Raw genomic sequence first — 15592 nt, forward strand, 5'->3', positions numbered from 1 at the left:
ATTGAATAATTCTTGTCTGTTCATTTCAAGCTAACTCTGATCTTAGTGAGGTGGCTGCTTACCGAACGGCCTGCTCGAATTCTGCGCGAATAGCTTGCAGCAGCTCGGGTTGGTTGATAACGTCAAACGCAGTTCCGGCAAGTGCTTTGGCACCAAGAATCATGCCATCCAGGGCCCGTTCTTGCAAGGCGAGATCACGGAACTCAATCGAATGCAGCGTATGCACTTCGTCCACCACTTTGATGTAAGGGTGGATGGCTGGACAACGCAGCGATACGTTGCCGATATCCATCGAGCCATGATCGTTTCCGCTAATAATCTCTTCTTCCGGAATGCCAAGCTCGATCAAATTATGGCTGAACGCGTTAGAAAAGGTTTCATTGGTTACCATCTCATCATAAGACGTTTCATAATTGGATGTTACGAGCCTGCAGCCTGTCTGGAGAGCGGCTCCTTGTGCAATTTGAATGACACGTTCGGTTAGCACGTTTAATTCCTTGCGGGTAGCAGCGCGAACGTAAAACTGAGCGGAAGCATAATCCGGGATGATGTTTGCCGCTTGTCCGCCGCTGTTAATAATGCCATGAATGCGAACAGTGCTTTTGACCTGCTGACGGAACGCGTTAATTCCGTTAAAGGTTTGAATGACGGCATCCAGTGCATTGATACCTTCATGCGGGCTGGCAGCAGCGTGGGAAGCTTTTCCGTGAAACTCGAATTGCACCGCATCAATCGCAAGGGAGCTGCCTGATTTTTCATACGCATAGAACGGATGGGCCATCAGGGCTACATCACATGGTTCAAATAAACCGGCTTCCGCCATTGGAACCTTCGCTCCACGTGTTTCCTCCGCAGGTGTACCAAAAACTTTAATTGTCCCGCCCAATTCGTCAAGAACAGCTTTCAAGCCGACAGCTGCACCAAGGCTCATCATGCAGATCAGATGGTGACCACAGGCATGGCCGATCTCAGGCAAGGCGTCGTACTCACAGAGCAGCGCAATCGTAGGGCCGGGTTTGCTAGCAGTGTAAGTTCCGATGAAGGCAGTCTCCAGTCCAAGCACCGGCGCCTGAACTTCAAATCCATGATAGGACAGTTCCTCCTTCAGACGGGCAGAGGCCAAATATTCTTCATTTCCAAGTTCAGGATGTGCTCCGATATATGATGAAATGTCTTTGAAACGGGAAGCATATTGATCAATCACGTTAAATATTCGGGTTTTATCTGGTGTCATAGGTAAACTCCTTTGGTAAAATGAAAATGATCTTGTAATCATAACATATTTGCAATGTCATTTTCAGAAACACATCAAAATTCAATCTCGAAAATGCATTGCATAATCATGCATTGTACTTTATAATGACTCAGTCATCAACACATTGACTGACGAATCAGTACGTAAAAGTAATTATAGCATTGTAAGGGGAGAACAAGGTTGAAATTAATAAGTCGTTATACCGTAATGCTGTTGACGTTTCTTCTTTTTCTGACGGCGGCTGCACCTGCGGCGCTGGCGAGCGGAACTACAAACAGCTCAGGCGGCAAGAAGCTGGTGCTCGGGACGAGTGCCGATTTTGCACCCTATGAATTTCACAAAGTAATTAATGGTAAAGATGAAATCGTTGGCTTTGATATTGCGATTGCCAAAGAAATTGCCAAGGACCTGGGGGCAGAGCTTGTCATTGAGGATATGGGCTTTGACGGACTCCTGCCTGCGCTGCAGAGTGGTCGTGTGGATTTGGTCATCTCAGGTATGACACCGACAGATGAGCGTAAGCAAAGCATTGATTTCTCAGAGCCATATTATAAATCAAAGCAAGTCATTATGGTCCGTAACGTTGACAAGGACAAATACCCGGATATGAAGGCGCTGGAAAACGCCAAAATCGGCGTACAAAAGGGCTCCATCCAGGAAACGATTGGACAGAAGATCCCAGGTGCGAAGCTGACTTCCCTGGATAAAATCTCCGACATCGTGCTTCAGCTGCAAACGAAACGTGTGGATGCGGCGATTGTGGAGGATACCGTAGCTGCCGGATATCTTGATGATATGATTGGTCTTGCACCGGCGGTTCCGGACGAGGAACAGGCTGAGGCAGCAATCGGGATTCGTAAAGGTAATACGGAGTTGTTAACTGCTGTAAACAAAACGTTAGACCGACTGAAAAGCGAAGACAAGATCAACCAGATGGTAACGGACGCAAGTCTCCTGATGGCTGACAGAGTTAACAAATCACAAAATATTTTTGAAGTATTCTGGCAGTATAAAAGCTTCTATGCAACAGGTATCGGTTATACGCTGCTGTTATCGGCATTGGGTGTATTGTTCGGGGTGATCATCGGTCTGATTATCTGTCTCTTCCGTCTTCATAATATGGCAGTATTGCGCTGGATCGGTACAGCTTATGTTGAAGTCATTCGGGGTACGCCAATGCTGGTGCAGCTCATGATTATTTATTATGGTGTTTCCTTGACTTTTGGCATTAATTTCTCGGCACTTCAAGCAGGTATTATGACACTTTCCATTAACAGTGGGGCGTATCTTGCGGAGATTTTCCGTGCAGGGATTCAAGGCGTGGACCGTGGTCAATTGGAGGCAGCCCGCTCACTTGGTATGGGCAGAGGCGCTGCGATGCGTTATATTATTTTGCCACAGGCCTTCAAAGCCGTGTTGCCGGCGATCGGTAACGAGTTTGTGACCATCATTAAAGAATCTTCCATTATCTCGGTCATCGGTATGGTGGATATTATGTATCAGGCAAGTGTAGTCAAAAACATTACGTACCAGGGAATGAATCCATTCCTTATTGCGGCAGCGATTTATTTTGTAATGACATTTATTTTGTCCAAGCTGCTGGGTCGATTGGAAAGGAAGTTGGGTGCAAGTGATAGACGTTAGACAATTACACAAATCTTATGGAAAAAATGATGTACTGAAGGGAATTGACGTATCCATCGCCAAAGGTGAGGTTGTTGTGGTAATCGGTCCTTCCGGTTCAGGGAAAAGTACGTTTCTGCGTTGTCTGAACCTGCTGGAGCAGCCAACCTCAGGCCAGATTGAATTCGAGGGTGTGTCGATCACCGACCCCAAGCACAATATCAACACAACTCGTGAAAAGATGGGCATGGTGTTCCAGCATTTTAATCTGTTCCCACATAAAACGGTGCTGCAAAACATCACAATTGCCCCGATTAAGGTGAAGAAACAATCGACGGAGGAGGCCAACAAAATCGCCGAGGATCTTCTAAAGACGGTCGGTTTGGCTGACAAAAAAGAGGTGTATCCCAATCAGCTGTCTGGTGGACAAAAGCAGCGGATTGCGATTGCAAGAGCACTGGCCATGCAGCCGCATGTAATGCTGTTTGATGAGCCTACATCAGCTCTGGACCCTGAGATGGTCGGAGAGGTGCTGGAAGTTATGAAACGACTGGCCGAAGGTGGCATGACGATGGTGATTGTTACACATGAGATGGGCTTTGCACGTGAGGTGGGTGACCGCATCCTGTTCATGGACGGCGGAGTTATTGTTGAAGAAGGTACACCTGATGAGGTGTTTGGCGCTCCCAAGCATCCACGGACCCGTGATTTTCTTGCAAAAGTTCTCTGATTGATTTTTATATTCCATTCGAATCAAAGCGTTATCGACCTGATGTGTCGGTAACGCTTTTTTAAATTTTCGATCAAGAAATGTAACGTTTCTGTTACCTGGACGCTAATGAAAATACTGTGGGAAGGGCTATAAAACAGTAAATTTCTTATGAAAAGCAGACTAGATCAGGCTGGTGAATCGCAAAATGGTAACATTTACTACAGCTCATGGTTACAAAATTGTGATATATTGAATGCGGCCGAAATTTCCGGAGAGGAAATGCGGGGGATGTAACAATGCAGTTGTCCTGTCATATGGACAGCACACTGCTAGGGGTGAATTAGGAATACATAATGCATCAGCATGTTCAGTACAGCCTATAGGGTGGGTTCCTCCATCCGAATCCGACAACTAACTTCGCAGGCATAATGAGGAGGAAGACCATGTTTAACCACAAACGCATATCAAAAGCAGCCATTGCACTACTGACATCCGTATTATTGATTCAAGCTGTTCCCGCTCACGCAGAATCTGTACATGTCGCTAAAGAGGGAGATACGTTCTTTACGTTATCGAAGCAGTATGGCGTTTCCACAGACAAATTAATGAATGCCAATAAAAATATTTCACCCTATAACATCTATGGTGGTTTGAAAATTACGATTCCAGGGCAGGAAAATAAAGCAGGAGCGGCACCAGCACAGATGAAAGCTCAAGAAAATACGGTTAAAGCCGCAAGTCTGGATGTGAATGCCGAGAATAAAGTTGTACAAGCCTGGGGTAAAACCTTTGATTACAGCAAAACCATCAATGTGAAGGCTACAGCATACTCCGCGGATGCTTCTGAAAATGGAGGATGGGGTGCTGTCGATTATTTCGGCAATCCACTGGAGCTTGGAACCATTGCGGTAGATCCGAAGGTCATTCCTTTTGGCACAAAAGTACTGGTAACGGGTCATTCACATCCGGGGCTGCCAAAGCAAGCTTTCGTAGCTACGGCACTCGATGCAGGAAGTGCTATTAAAGGCAATCGCATTGATATTTTCATTCCGGGCAGCAAGCAGTTTGTAAATACTTTTGGTTTTCAGGATGTTGAGCTTTACATTTTAAAATAGCTGCTTGCATCGGACTTGAATAACGAACAGATACAGGGTGTTCTCAGGTGTTATCATGATATGTTGTCATGTTAACGCCAAGGAACACCCTGTTTATTTGCAGTCAGCTATATTTACTGCTTTTCCTTAGATAGCTTCAGCATTTCATCCAAAGTAACGAGATCATATCCTCGATTCCGCAGTTCCTCGATCACTTCAGGCAAAGCTTCAACGGTACCATTCAGATTGGACCCTGTGCCTCCACCGGCATGCTGCAGTACGATGGAGCCGGGTCTGACCGCAGAAAGAATGTTGTGTTTCACTTGCTCTTTCGGAAGGCCCTTCCAATCCAGAGAATCAACATTCCAGTTGACGATGCTGTAACGCTGCTTTCGAGCCCAGCGAAGCTGTTCCTCGTTAATATCCCCATATGGGGGACGAATCATTTTCGGCGTGTATCCGGTCAGACGCTGGATGATGTCTCCAGTATGTAAAATTTGCCTGCGGAAAGCGGTCATGGATAACTTGCTGAATTCGGGATGATTATAGCTGTGGTTGCCTATAACATGCCCTTCCTTCACCATACGTTTCACCAGATCTGGATGTTTCTCGGCCCGGCTGCCTACAACAAAAAATGTTGCGCGCACCTTGTATTTTTTTAATACATCCAGCACCTGACCGGTAAATCGCGGATCGGGAACATCATCAAAAGTAAGCGCAACCTGCTTGGTGGATGGACCGTTTGTTTTGAAGGTGTCCGCATATTTCTGCCGCAGTTGTCCCAAGGTCAGCTGCTCTTCTCCGGTATCCGAAGTGGATGCAGGGGTATGTGACTGTTTCTCAGTGTTTTCTGTTGGCATGTAAGCATGAGCTGGGGAAAGCTGCAAAGCTCCAAAACTCATAAACGTAATAAACACAAGAATGATGAGGCGTAAACGCATATGTGACGGCCTCCTTTTTCAAAAATGACGTTCTCTATGGTATGCCCTGTGACAGGGGCTTTTATGCGTGTGTGAGAAGTCTCATTGCACAGTAGATGTATTGAAAGTCATAATTCCACCATATATCACATATAGAGAAGGACAGGTGGAGTGGGATGAATACATATGATTTGAAATCCATTCGATTAGAGGTTATTGAAGCCGGAGTGGACAAAGTATTTCTGGTTACTGGAGGGAAAGCTCATATTGGGGCTGTATCGACCTTCTATGTGGAGCAGGAGCGCGTAAGCGGCACGACGGTGCATATCCCGGGTCATAAGGAGCAGGAGCTATGTGAGCGGCTTGCCCGAAAGGCAGCTCTTCAATTAAAGGTAACCGTTACGGTAATTATGGGCATTCATTTTGACAGCATCACACGCATGCAAATCGACGAAATCGTGCACACTGCAGAGAGGCTTATGGACGAACATCTGAGCAGGATGCCGGAGCAAACGGAGCTGTCCGAGGAATTGCAGGAAGAGCAGCCGAACTAACAAACGAATATAAATAGGATGTAGAAATTGCTTCTGGTAACCAGGCTTTCATCTTGTTTTAATTTTTTTGTGCTAAAATTGAAACGAGTTACAGAATGCTGCGTATGTATCTATATATACGATGAACTATCACTAGGAGGAATAACCTAATGTCCATTTTCAAAAGATTACGTGACCTGACGATGTCCAATATTAACGCGATTATCGACAAAGCTGAAGATCCAATCAAGATGACCGATCAATATATCCGTGACATGCAAGAAGATCTGGAGGATGCCGAGAAGGCAGTAGCCGCTCAGATTGCCATTGAGAAAAAGTTCAAGCAGCTGTATGAAGAGCAGGAAGCTCTCGTGAAAAAACGTGAAGAGCAGGCCCACACAGCAGCTCGTGCACAGAATATGGATCTGGCGCGCCGGGCATTGGAAGAGAAAAAAGCAGCTGAAGAAAAAATGGTGGAGTACAAAGCTAGCTACGATCAGAACAAAGCTTCTGCTGACAATCTTCGCGGCAAACTGGATGAGATGCGTAAACAGCTGACACAAATGAAAAACAAACGTGAAACGCTGGTTGCCCGTTACAATGCGGCGAAGGCTCAAACCGAGATCAACAAAGCGCTGAACGGATTCAGCTCTGACACAGCAAGTGCAGGCATGAAACGTATGGAAGAGAAAATGATGCAAATGGAAGCTCAGGCGGAAGCCAGCAACGAGATGTCTTCCAAAGGCAAATCACTGGATGAAGAGTTCGAAAAGCTGGGCAAGGATGCCGCAGTTGAAGACGAACTTGCTGCTCTGATGAAGCAGTACGAAAACAAAAACTAAACACCTTGGCAGTCAGCAGGGTTAATCAGCGGAGGAGAACAAAGTTTCTCCTTCGCTTTTAAATGCGAATCATGTTGATAAGTGGAGGCTGTGTAAATGGATTTGAACATTTTGGCGATGCTGGTCTGGACTGCTTCGGGTTCGGTTTTGCTTTTTTTGCTGATGTACGTGGATTCACTCTTTACAAAATATAAAGATTTTGCTGAGGTAAAGGCTGGCAATATGGCAGTCACCACCCGGATGGTTATGAAGCTGTTTGCACAAGGGTATGTGCTTGCAACATCCATCTCTACGGCTGGACATCTTGGGGAAGCACTTCTCGTTTCTGTCGTTTCCTTTGTTATTTTGTTGATTCTGGAAAGTATTGTTCATTTCGTCATTCGCAGGTGGGCTGCTTTGGATCTGGATACGGGGATTCAGCAGGGCAAAACGGGATATGGACTTTTCTCAGGCGCTTTACATATCGTGGGCGCACTGATTATTGCAGCTTGTCTATAAGATAAGGAACAGGAGTAATTGGCATGAGTGTATGGAAACGCATTAAAGGAATACTAACTAAACCTGAACCGCCTAAGGCAGAGAAAACGATGCTTCAGCTCGGACCTGGCGATATCTGTGAAGTGTCCCTCGTTACGTACGAAGTTGTTGGCAGGGTGCAGAATCGGGCACGCAATGCCGTCGTGCTTACGCTGCAGGATGGCAGTTCATTCCGGTATTTGCATGTGGAAGAGCGGGAAATCACGCGTTATGCTCTGTACATTCCTATTGACGGCAGGCTTGATGCTCCAGATGAAGTGCCGACCATTCTTGAGCTGGATGATCATGTATGTCATTTGGAGGAGGAGTATGGGGGAATGGTTCAAACGGTGGGCAGAACACCTTATGGTCAGGCTGGCGAACAGCTGGTATGGCAGTATCAATCGGATGATAACAAACTTCTTCGTGTGGAATGGCAAGACAGAAGGTTTAACCTGTATGAGGGTGAGTCCATTCTTCCTGCGGATATCAAAGTGATTCGTTCGAACTAGGAGAGGTTCCAATGAAAAAACGCTTGGCACATGGATTAAAATTAATGCTGGTCCTCAGCCTTGTGATGTCTCTGCTGTCTGCGTGCGGGGCAGCCCCTTCGGTTCAGGAGAACTACCCGCTTGAATCGGTCAGCGGCAGCGGCCAATCCACATCTTATGTGTACCGTGCTGCTGACCGCACCGTGCCAGAGGTTGCTCAGGAGCTTTCCGATCAGCGGAAGCCGGATCAAATCTCGGCCGAGAGCACGGAGCGAATGTTCCTGGTGTATTCGGATCAATATTACCATTTGCAGCAGGACCCCAAGAAACCGGAAGATACACTGGTTGAGGTGGATTCCAAGGAATATGTTCGGCAGAACTACAGCTCTTCCTTTTTACAAGGGTATCTGACAGCAACGCTAATCGGTAATCTGTTTGATACTTTCGGCGGGCGTGGGTCTGGCAACTATCGGGGTTATACGGAACGTGATACGTATAAACCGAGCGCCGGATCATACCGGGCACCTACGAGCAATGATAAAAAACTGGCTCCGCCACTCACCGTTGAACGCAAAGGTTCAATTACGAGACGTGGAAGTGACAAGGATACAAGCGTTGGTTCTGGCGGCGGTTTGTTCGACCGAAAGAAGGAGCAGAGCAGAGGCAGCATCGATCGTAACAAAAGCAGCGGCGGCTTGGGCGGTTTGTTTGATTCTCCGAAAAAATCCTATAAAAAGCCAAAAACTCGCGTTGGCGGCGGCCGGATTATGAGGCGAAGATGACGGTCTGAGACCAGGGCGCTGATGAGAGTCAGCATAAAGCTAAGAGCAAAATAAGGATCAGTAACATGGTGAGCTGACAAATGTGTCAGCAAGCATCGTGTTACTGTTTTTTTATGTTTTGCGGACGTGATGAGACTTCCGTACACGAGGTATCGTGGAAGCGGGTTGTTTACGTATCCAGCGCAGGTATGGAACGATACGATCATCCGCTCGCAGTGACTCCAGTGTGGTCAGACCGAGTGTGATCAGATCACGATTGGTGTATAACGAGTGAATCTGCTTGTGACAAGGGATGCATAGATTGGCTGTAGGCATAAACGTACCGCCCATCTCCTTCGGAGTCAGATGATGTACCGTTGTCTCGACGGGCTCTCTGCCGCATAACTCACAATGATTGCTTATATTCATGGTATTCACCTCCTGTTAACGAATGCTATTATGTGCAGTACGATCGTTTTTCATTTTGGCGTGGGATGCAGTGAGGTATCGACTTGTCATCCACACGTATTCGGGATACACTTTCTTAAATGAGATCACCACTTCAGGAGGTACTTTACAGTGAAACCAAGTTCGCATTCCTATGAGATGACCACCGCAAAATTCCAGCGTACAGCTGTACAAGTACATGAGGCACAGGCCAGAATTGCTTCCCATGTTGCAACAGGCCGAATCGAATATGTTTCCCTTGCAGATGCGCACGGTCGCACGCTGGCCAATACGATTACAGCACCACATGCATATCCTTTTTTCCGCAGATCAGGTATGGATGGTTTTGCGATTCAAAGCGCAGATACTGTCCAGGCTGGAAGTGAGCGTCCAGTATGGTTTCGTGTAATTGATGAGATTCCGTGCGGATACACTTCTGAACATATCATTACATCTGGAACAGTAGCCAGAATCATGACAGGGGCACAAGTGCCGGAAGGTGCGGACGCCGTAGTGATGATGGAGATGACCGAAAGCAAACAGGAGCAAGGTGAGCACTGGATTGCTTTGAAACGTCAGATTCAGGCGGGAGCGAATACTACCCCGATCGGGCTCGAGGTTCAGGAGGGGGAGCTGCTGCTTGAAGCGGGTACGGTAATCGGGGCAGGTGAACAGTCTGTGCTGGCGACATTTGGGGTAGCCGATGTACCTGTGTTTGAGCGCCCGAAGGTGGCAATTTTTGCAACAGGAACCGAACTGCTTGAAGTGCATGAGCCGCTGCAGCCCGGCCGGATACGCAACAGTAACAGTTACATGCTGCGTTCTCTTGTGGTTGAAGCTGGTGGAGAGCCAGTGATGTACGGAGCGATTGCCGATGATGTGAACACAGCAAGAGCCAAGCTGGAGGAAGCGATCCGCGACAATGATTTTGTTGTTACAACGGGCGGTGTGTCTGTTGGCGATTACGATATTATGGGGGAGCTTGTACTGGAAGAGCAGATGCAGATGCTTTTCAATAAAGTCACCATGAGACCCGGAAGTGTGACCACGGCTGCTGTGTATAAGAACAAGCTATTATTTGCATTATCAGGTAATCCGGGGGCCTGTTTTGTCGGTTTTAATCTGTTTGTTCGTCCGACTCTGCGTGCGATGCAGGCGGATGCTCAACCTTATCTGGAGGAATGGACGGCAATTCTGCAGGATGGCTACGATAAAGTCAACAATTTCACACGTTTTGTACGCGGACGTACGATCATTCGTGATGGCAAAGTCTACGCTGTGCCGGCTGCTGCTCGTGTAGATGAATCCAGCGTCATGATTACGATTAAAGATAGCGATTGTCTGATTGTTGTTCCACCTGAGAAAAGAGGCATTGCCGCAGGAGAACAGGTGACCATCCTCAGGCTTCCCGCCGGGCAAGCGAGGTAGCTGGTGATGATGAAGGAGAAGGGAACAGACGCTGGAATAGATGTTGGCTCACCCCAAATCATTCAAATTGTCGGGTACAAAAATACAGGTAAAACCACAATGACCGCTTCACTCATCGCGGGACTTGCCGCCAAAGGGTTGAAGGTTGCCGCGGTCAAGCATGATGGCCATGACCATTTTGAGATGGATCAGGAGGGCACGGACTCGGATCAGTTTGGTCATGCCGGTGCGACTGCCGTTGCTGTAATGTCGCCCAATAGAACGGCAATTCTGAAACAAGAGCACACCAGCCTGGAGGACATGCTGAAGGAATTTTCTCAATATGATTGGGTTGTGGTGGAAGGGTTCAAGCAAGCTGCTTATCCCAAACTGGTGATGGTGCGACATGAGGATGACCTGAAGCTGCTGAGCCAGCTTCAATCTGTCGTTGGCATTGTTTTTTGGTCACCGAACTTATTGGAGGAAGCCGAAAGCAGAGGGGATAAGAGTCACTCAAGCTTCTTGTTTAATGACAAGCAGACCATTGTAGAAGCAGTGTTTCAACTGAATAGGCTGGCGGGTAAAGAAGCGGGTACAATGCACGCTTTTAATGAAGATGATGATATGATATAGATAAAGATGATGGAGCATAGAGTATTGATCTGACGGCCATGGAGTTTTGTGTCCCATAATACGCGAGTGGGGAACTTCACACTTCATGCCGAACGGGTTATGAAAAGTAATATGAAGTTGGATGTGCCAGATACTGTGAGCAGATAAGCGGTTATTGATCTGAATTAAACGAATTAAACCAAAATTATACGTAACTATTGTTATGTAAACAAATATGCTGACTAAATTAGATAATACAAAATGTTCAGGTTTCAGAGTAAACCGAAAGAGTAGATTCACATGTTTACGTCCAAGCTTGGAAGAATAACGCATTACGCGTTATCTTCCAGACGACGTTCAATCGCTTCAGACATCGTTTTATCGGTCAGATGAGCATAAATCTCGGTTGTTTCGGTGGAAGCATGTCCGAGCTGCTCTTTTGTTTTATAGATATCATTTTGCAAATAATAGTCTGTTGCGAAGGAATGACGTAATTTATGAACCGTCAGGTAAGGCTTGCCAAAACATTTGGCGTATTTCATAATCATGGCCTGAATCGCGCGTTTGGTCATGCGGCTGCCTTCGGATTCTCCATTGCGTAGCGCGATAAACAGTGCTTTTTCCCGTTTAGGGGTGCGGTAACGTGTCTGTCGCAGGCTCATGTAGGTTGCGAGCTCATCTTTGGCTTGCTCCCTGAAATAAACGGGCGTTTTGAACGTTTCATCATTGTTACCTTTGCGGTAAACATAAAGCAGCTTGTTACCCAGGTCCAGATCGTCCACATTCAGGTTGACCACTTCGGATACCCGCAGACCCGAGTTCAAAATGAGGCTGGCAATACAAGCATCGCGTTCCTTGTTTAGCTCATGAGAATATAATGCCTGTTTGTTCTTCTGCATATCTGCCGCATAGCCTTCCAGGATGTAACCGATGAATTCAAGCAACTCGTCTTCTTCGAGAATTTTGCCTTTGAGTTTAGCAGCGGTGTCCTTCGGTTTATGCGTGCGCTTGATTTCGATTTTGGCCATGATGTTCCGTTTAAGCAGTGGATAGAAGTCTTCATCCTCCGCAATCTGGCTTAAATAATGAAATAAGGAGCGAAGAGAGGACAATTTACGTGAAACGGTAATTCTCGAGTTCGTTCCCTCGCGTCTGGTGGTGAGATATAACCGATAGGACGTAACGGAATCCATACGCAGCACCTCAAGTTCGGTTAAGGTCACGTTTTGATTCGAGTCAGCCTGAGACAAACCTTCCGCACGTAACCAGGTGAAAAAAGTATCATAGTCTCTTAAATATTCAAGCAGCGTGGACGGCGACAGATCGGGTAATTTATAGTCAATGAATTGCTGAACAAACCAGGGCATAGAAGGCAGCTTTTCATCCAGTTTGCGTCGGTCAATCTCTTTTTGCACGTTGGTCAAGTTCGGCACCTCCATGTGTACATGTTTTTTATCAAATAAAAATGAAAACGTACTCCTCTATCAAGACTATTCGCTAAGAGGAAAATCTAAACCAGTCGAATGAGGCAAGCTCTATTTAGTGTACCATAATTTACATGAATCATCTGGCTTGATTTGCTTCCAGGTCAAGAATGATCAGTCTTTTATGCTTTGCGAATCAGGCTCTGCAGCGTTAATGTTGGCCCATGGTTGCCCTTCAACCAATTAAGCTTTACAGTTGTAAATATACAGACACAAAAGGAGGCGGACCTAATGAATATACAGATCGAGCTGGTTCCCCGTGAACGTAGTCAGGTCATTCGGCATCTCATGCAGTTTTATTTGTATGATTTTACGAAGTATCTGAATATTGATGTAGATCAGGATGGTATTTTTCCAGAGTATCCGGGTTTGGACGCTTTTTGGACAGAGAAGGATCGTAAATATCCTTTTCTGATTACAAGTGATGGAACACCGGCAGGGTTCGCCCTCGTAGAGAAATTAGATCCGGGGAGCAAGGATAACGATTATTATTTGACCGAGTTTTTTGTAATGCAAAAGTACAGACGGAGCGGGGTAGGGACCAGTGCAGCGTACGAATTATTCAGACGTTTTCCGGGGAGATGGAAAGTCACACAAGTACGAAACAATGTGATTGCGCAGGCGTTCTGGCGTAAGATTATTGGAGATTATACCGGGGGACGTTTCCGTGAAAAGTTTCATCCCGAGCTTGGTAATCCCAGCCAGTATTTTCTGACCTGATACATATGAACCTGTGATGAAACGGTTATCGAACTATAGATAAAAGGAGCTTATAAACAATGAATGCGCCGGCATTTCAACTTGATGGACAAACCGCACTGGTGACGGGTGCAGGTAGAGGCATTGGTAAAGCAATTGCCATCGGACTGGCGGAATCGGGAAGCGATGTGGTGCTTGTATCCCGTACAATGAAGGAAATTGAAGAAACAGCAGCATACATTGCGGAGAGAACAGGGCGTAAAACTCTGGCGCTAAGCGCTGATGTGACAAGCAAAGAGCAGCTGGAGGTCACATTTCAGAAGGCTATTTCCGAGATGGGGCGTATTGATATTCTTGTGAACAATGCGGGGATGAATATTCGCACGCCTGCGCTGGACGTGACAGAGGAGCAATGGGAAACCATTATGCAAACGAACCTCAAATCGGCTTTTTTTGCTTCGCAATTAGCGGGTCAGCATATGAAGGCTTATGGAGATGGTAAAATCATCAACATTTCATCGGTAGGAGGACATACCGCGCTTCGAACAGGCGTAGTATACGGCTCCACGAAAGCGGCGCTCATTCATATGACAAAGGTACTGGCGATGGAGTGGGGGAAATACGGTATTCGTGTGAATTCAGTTGGCCCTTGGTATTTCAGAACGCCGCTGACCGAGAACCTGCTCGATGATGCCCAGTATTTGCAGGAGATTGTCAGCCGAACACCACTTGGCCGTGTGGGTGAGCTGCCAGAAGTGGTGGGGCCCGTTGTTTTTCTTGCTTCAGATGCAGCGGGGTATATTACAGGACAAACCCTATTGGTGGATGGCGGGATGTCGATCTATGGTTTTTAGGGTAGAGAAGCGGGAAAGCGTAACCTTATGAATCTATAGCCCAAAAAAGATAAATAAAAAGTTGTGCCGCGTTGCGTATAATAGGTTAATAACATATGACAACGATGAGACAGAGACAAGTCATGAAACGATGGTGACTTCAACGTAATTTGTATTACATGATGCATGGATTCTGCATAGTTCACTAATTTGATATGGAGGACGATCACGATGGAGCTGCGTAATTATGGAAATACCGGCATGAAAGTCAGTACACTTGGTTTTGGCGGATCTGAGATTCGTGATGCATCGAGAGCAGATGTCGAGCTGTTGTTAAACCGTGCGCTGGATGCGGGCTTGAATGTGATTGATACGGCGGAATGTTACGGAGATAGCGAGGAGAAGATTGGTGAAGTGCTGGCCCATCGCCGCGATGAATATTACCTTTTTACCAAATGTGGACATGCAGCGGGCGTGGATGGCCCGGACTGGGATGCTAAAGTGCTCGCGCAAACCATCGATCGCAGTCTCAAACGTTTGAAGACGGAATATGTGGATGTGGTGCACCTGCACAGCTGCTCGGAGGAAGTGCTGCGGCAGGGTGAAGTAATCGAGGTGTTACAGCGTGCCAAGGAGGCAGGCAAAACCCGGTTTATCGGATACAGCGGGGATACAACAGATGCTTTATATGCAATTCAAACAGGTGTATTTGACAGCCTGGAGACCTCATTAAATATTGCAGATCAGGAAGCCATTGAGCTGACTTTGCCTGAGGCACGTAAAAGAAATATGGGCATTATCGCCAAAAGACCCATTGCAAATGCGGCATGGACCTATGATTCAGTCACAGAGGAAGACTATGCTTATCACTATTGGAAGCGGTTAAAAAAGCTGCAGTATGATTTCCTGAATGAAGAAACACAGAAAGTGGTGGAAATCGCACTACGCTTCACACTGAGCACCGAAGGAATCGATACTGCAATTGTAGGTACAGCCAAGCCGGATCGCTGGCAGCAGAATGCCGCATTGACGGCGAGAGGGCCGCTTCCACAGGAACAATATGATGCAATCCGAGCGCGATGGAAGCAGGTTGCAGCCAAGGATTGGGCAGGCCGGATCTGAACGGTCAGAGTGGCGTGAAACAAAGGCAAACAGTATATGAACAAGTGCAAAATCCCTTTGGCAATAAGGCCGAGGGGATTTTTATGTGTTAAAACGCCAAACGACATGTTAAGCTTAAACGTCATACAATATTGTTTATTTTCAACATATGAAAAATTCACAATAATATAGCAAAAAATATAATCCGTTATAAGGAGGTCCTTTCCACCTTCTCCACCAAGAATCAAATCCATTTCAGCAA

Annotated in this window: 17 protein-coding genes and 1 riboswitch; of the genes, 13 read left to right on the plus strand and 4 right to left on the minus strand. The window is 46.6% G+C overall.

Annotation, left to right across the window (positions count from 1 at the left end; translation table 11 throughout):
- Window positions 1-58: 58 nt before the first annotated feature.
- Window positions 59-1234, minus strand: a complete 1176-nt coding sequence (locus HNR77_RS12865) for a M20 family metallopeptidase (protein ID WP_184184626.1) — start codon at window positions 1232-1234, stop codon at window positions 59-61.
- Window positions 1235-1462: 228 nt separating this feature from the next.
- Here HNR77_RS12865 and HNR77_RS12870 point away from each other — a divergent pair, with 228 nt between their 5' ends.
- The 3 genes from HNR77_RS12870 (at window position 1463) to HNR77_RS12880 (ending at window position 4705) form a co-directional block, all read left to right on the plus strand.
- A complete protein-coding gene (locus tag HNR77_RS12870) occupies window positions 1463-2899 on the plus strand; it encodes an ABC transporter substrate-binding protein/permease (protein WP_397366725.1) in 1437 nt (478 codons plus the stop codon).
- Entirely contained in the window at window positions 2886-3608 is a 723-nt protein-coding gene (locus HNR77_RS12875) for an amino acid ABC transporter ATP-binding protein (protein WP_184184632.1), read from the plus strand. Before HNR77_RS12870 ends, HNR77_RS12875 begins: the two co-directional genes overlap by 14 nt.
- 229 nt (window positions 3609-3837) lie before the next feature.
- Window positions 3838-4031, plus strand: a riboswitch (cyclic di-AMP (ydaO/yuaA leader).
- Window positions 4032-4033: 2 nt separating this feature from the next.
- A complete protein-coding gene (locus HNR77_RS12880) occupies window positions 4034-4705 on the plus strand; it encodes a 3D domain-containing protein (RefSeq protein WP_184184635.1) in 672 nt (223 codons plus the stop codon).
- A 113-nt stretch (window positions 4706-4818) separates the two neighbouring features.
- Here HNR77_RS12880 and HNR77_RS12885 read toward each other — a convergent pair whose 3' ends face one another.
- Complete coding sequence (locus HNR77_RS12885; RefSeq protein ID WP_184184638.1) at window positions 4819-5625, minus strand: polysaccharide deacetylase family protein; 807 nt, start codon at window positions 5623-5625, stop codon at window positions 4819-4821.
- Window positions 5626-5780: 155 nt separating this feature from the next.
- Here HNR77_RS12885 and lpdD point away from each other — a divergent pair, with 155 nt between their 5' ends.
- The 5 genes from lpdD to HNR77_RS12910 all read left to right on the plus strand — a co-directional run bounded on the left by lpdD (window position 5781) and on the right by HNR77_RS12910 (window position 8768).
- Complete coding sequence (gene lpdD / locus HNR77_RS12890; RefSeq protein ID WP_184184642.1) at window positions 5781-6158, plus strand: prenylated flavin chaperone LpdD; 378 nt, start codon at window positions 5781-5783, stop codon at window positions 6156-6158.
- Between the two features lie 149 nt (window positions 6159-6307).
- A complete protein-coding gene (locus tag HNR77_RS12895; protein WP_111271969.1) occupies window positions 6308-6979 on the plus strand; it encodes a PspA/IM30 family protein in 672 nt (223 codons plus the stop codon).
- A 96-nt stretch (window positions 6980-7075) separates the two neighbouring features.
- On the plus strand, window positions 7076-7477 hold the full coding sequence (locus tag HNR77_RS12900) for a DUF350 domain-containing protein (RefSeq protein ID WP_145401887.1): 402 nt from the start codon (window positions 7076-7078) through the stop codon (window positions 7475-7477).
- Between the two features lie 23 nt (window positions 7478-7500).
- Entirely contained in the window at window positions 7501-8007 is a 507-nt protein-coding gene (locus HNR77_RS12905) for a DUF4178 domain-containing protein (RefSeq protein ID WP_184184645.1), read from the plus strand.
- An 11-nt stretch (window positions 8008-8018) separates the two neighbouring features.
- Entirely contained in the window at window positions 8019-8768 is a 750-nt protein-coding gene (locus HNR77_RS12910) for a DUF4247 domain-containing protein (protein ID WP_111271967.1), read from the plus strand.
- A gap of 111 nt (window positions 8769-8879) precedes the next feature.
- Here HNR77_RS12910 and HNR77_RS12915 read toward each other — a convergent pair whose 3' ends face one another.
- The gene (locus tag HNR77_RS12915; protein ID WP_184184648.1) at window positions 8880-9176 is read right to left on the minus strand and encodes an HNH endonuclease; all 297 of its coding nucleotides are present in this window, start codon (window positions 9174-9176) and stop codon (window positions 8880-8882) included.
- A gap of 177 nt (window positions 9177-9353) precedes the next feature.
- Here HNR77_RS12915 and HNR77_RS12920 point away from each other — a divergent pair, with 177 nt between their 5' ends.
- Both HNR77_RS12920 and mobB read left to right on the plus strand, forming a co-directional pair.
- Window positions 9354-10622: a molybdopterin molybdotransferase MoeA gene (locus HNR77_RS12920; RefSeq protein ID WP_184184783.1), complete on the plus strand. Its 1269-nt coding sequence runs from the start codon at window positions 9354-9356 to the stop codon at window positions 10620-10622.
- A 6-nt stretch (window positions 10623-10628) separates the two neighbouring features.
- Window positions 10629-11234, plus strand: a complete 606-nt coding sequence (gene mobB / locus HNR77_RS12925; protein WP_184184651.1) for a molybdopterin-guanine dinucleotide biosynthesis protein B — start codon at window positions 10629-10631, stop codon at window positions 11232-11234.
- Between the two features lie 311 nt (window positions 11235-11545).
- On the opposite strand, the gene xerS is transcribed toward mobB, so the two are convergent.
- Window positions 11546-12637, minus strand: coding sequence for a tyrosine recombinase XerS (gene xerS, locus HNR77_RS12930; protein ID WP_260410552.1), 1092 nt, complete (start codon window positions 12635-12637; stop codon window positions 11546-11548).
- 291 nt (window positions 12638-12928) lie between these two features.
- Between xerS and HNR77_RS12935 the strand changes: the two genes are divergently transcribed.
- From HNR77_RS12935 to HNR77_RS12945, 3 genes are all read left to right on the plus strand, one after another.
- The gene (locus HNR77_RS12935; protein WP_184184657.1) at window positions 12929-13417 is read left to right on the plus strand and encodes a GNAT family N-acetyltransferase; all 489 of its coding nucleotides are present in this window, start codon (window positions 12929-12931) and stop codon (window positions 13415-13417) included.
- 59 nt (window positions 13418-13476) lie between these two features.
- Window positions 13477-14250, plus strand: coding sequence for an SDR family NAD(P)-dependent oxidoreductase (locus tag HNR77_RS12940; RefSeq protein ID WP_184184660.1), 774 nt, complete (start codon window positions 13477-13479; stop codon window positions 14248-14250).
- Window positions 14251-14460: 210 nt separating this feature from the next.
- Entirely contained in the window at window positions 14461-15351 is an 891-nt protein-coding gene (locus tag HNR77_RS12945) for an aldo/keto reductase (RefSeq protein ID WP_184184663.1), read from the plus strand.
- Window positions 15352-15592 lie beyond the last annotated feature (241 nt).

It is taken from the genome of Paenibacillus sp. JGP012, from assembly GCF_014203995.1.
Lineage (GTDB): Bacteria > Bacillota > Bacilli > Paenibacillales > Paenibacillaceae > Paenibacillus > Paenibacillus silvae.

Excerpts from the sequence above, each read along its gene's own strand:
- HNR77_RS12945 (WP_184184663.1), top strand. The coding sequence starts at position 14,461 with ATGGAGCTGCGTAATTATGGAAATACCGGCATGAAAGTCAGTACACTT.
- HNR77_RS12880 (WP_184184635.1), top strand. The coding sequence starts at position 4,034 with ATGTTTAACCACAAACGCATATCAAAAGCAGCCATTGCACTACTGACA.
- HNR77_RS12870 (WP_397366725.1), top strand. The coding sequence starts at position 1,463 with ATGCTGTTGACGTTTCTTCTTTTTCTGACGGCGGCTGCACCTGCGGCG.
- mobB (WP_184184651.1), top strand. The coding sequence starts at position 10,629 with ATGATGAAGGAGAAGGGAACAGACGCTGGAATAGATGTTGGCTCACCC.
- lpdD (WP_184184642.1), top strand. The coding sequence starts at position 5,781 with ATGAATACATATGATTTGAAATCCATTCGATTAGAGGTTATTGAAGCC.
- HNR77_RS12920 (WP_184184783.1), top strand. The coding sequence starts at position 9,354 with ATGACCACCGCAAAATTCCAGCGTACAGCTGTACAAGTACATGAGGCA.
- HNR77_RS12865 (WP_184184626.1), bottom strand. The coding sequence starts at position 1,234 with ATGACACCAGATAAAACCCGAATATTTAACGTGATTGATCAATATGCT.
- HNR77_RS12910 (WP_111271967.1), top strand. The coding sequence starts at position 8,019 with ATGAAAAAACGCTTGGCACATGGATTAAAATTAATGCTGGTCCTCAGC.
- HNR77_RS12915 (WP_184184648.1), bottom strand. The coding sequence starts at position 9,176 with ATGAATATAAGCAATCATTGTGAGTTATGCGGCAGAGAGCCCGTCGAG.
- HNR77_RS12905 (WP_184184645.1), top strand. The coding sequence starts at position 7,501 with ATGAGTGTATGGAAACGCATTAAAGGAATACTAACTAAACCTGAACCG.
- HNR77_RS12895 (WP_111271969.1), top strand. The coding sequence starts at position 6,308 with ATGTCCATTTTCAAAAGATTACGTGACCTGACGATGTCCAATATTAAC.
- HNR77_RS12940 (WP_184184660.1), top strand. The coding sequence starts at position 13,477 with ATGAATGCGCCGGCATTTCAACTTGATGGACAAACCGCACTGGTGACG.
- HNR77_RS12935 (WP_184184657.1), top strand. The coding sequence starts at position 12,929 with ATGAATATACAGATCGAGCTGGTTCCCCGTGAACGTAGTCAGGTCATT.
- HNR77_RS12900 (WP_145401887.1), top strand. The coding sequence starts at position 7,076 with ATGGATTTGAACATTTTGGCGATGCTGGTCTGGACTGCTTCGGGTTCG.
- HNR77_RS12885 (WP_184184638.1), bottom strand. The coding sequence starts at position 5,625 with ATGCGTTTACGCCTCATCATTCTTGTGTTTATTACGTTTATGAGTTTT.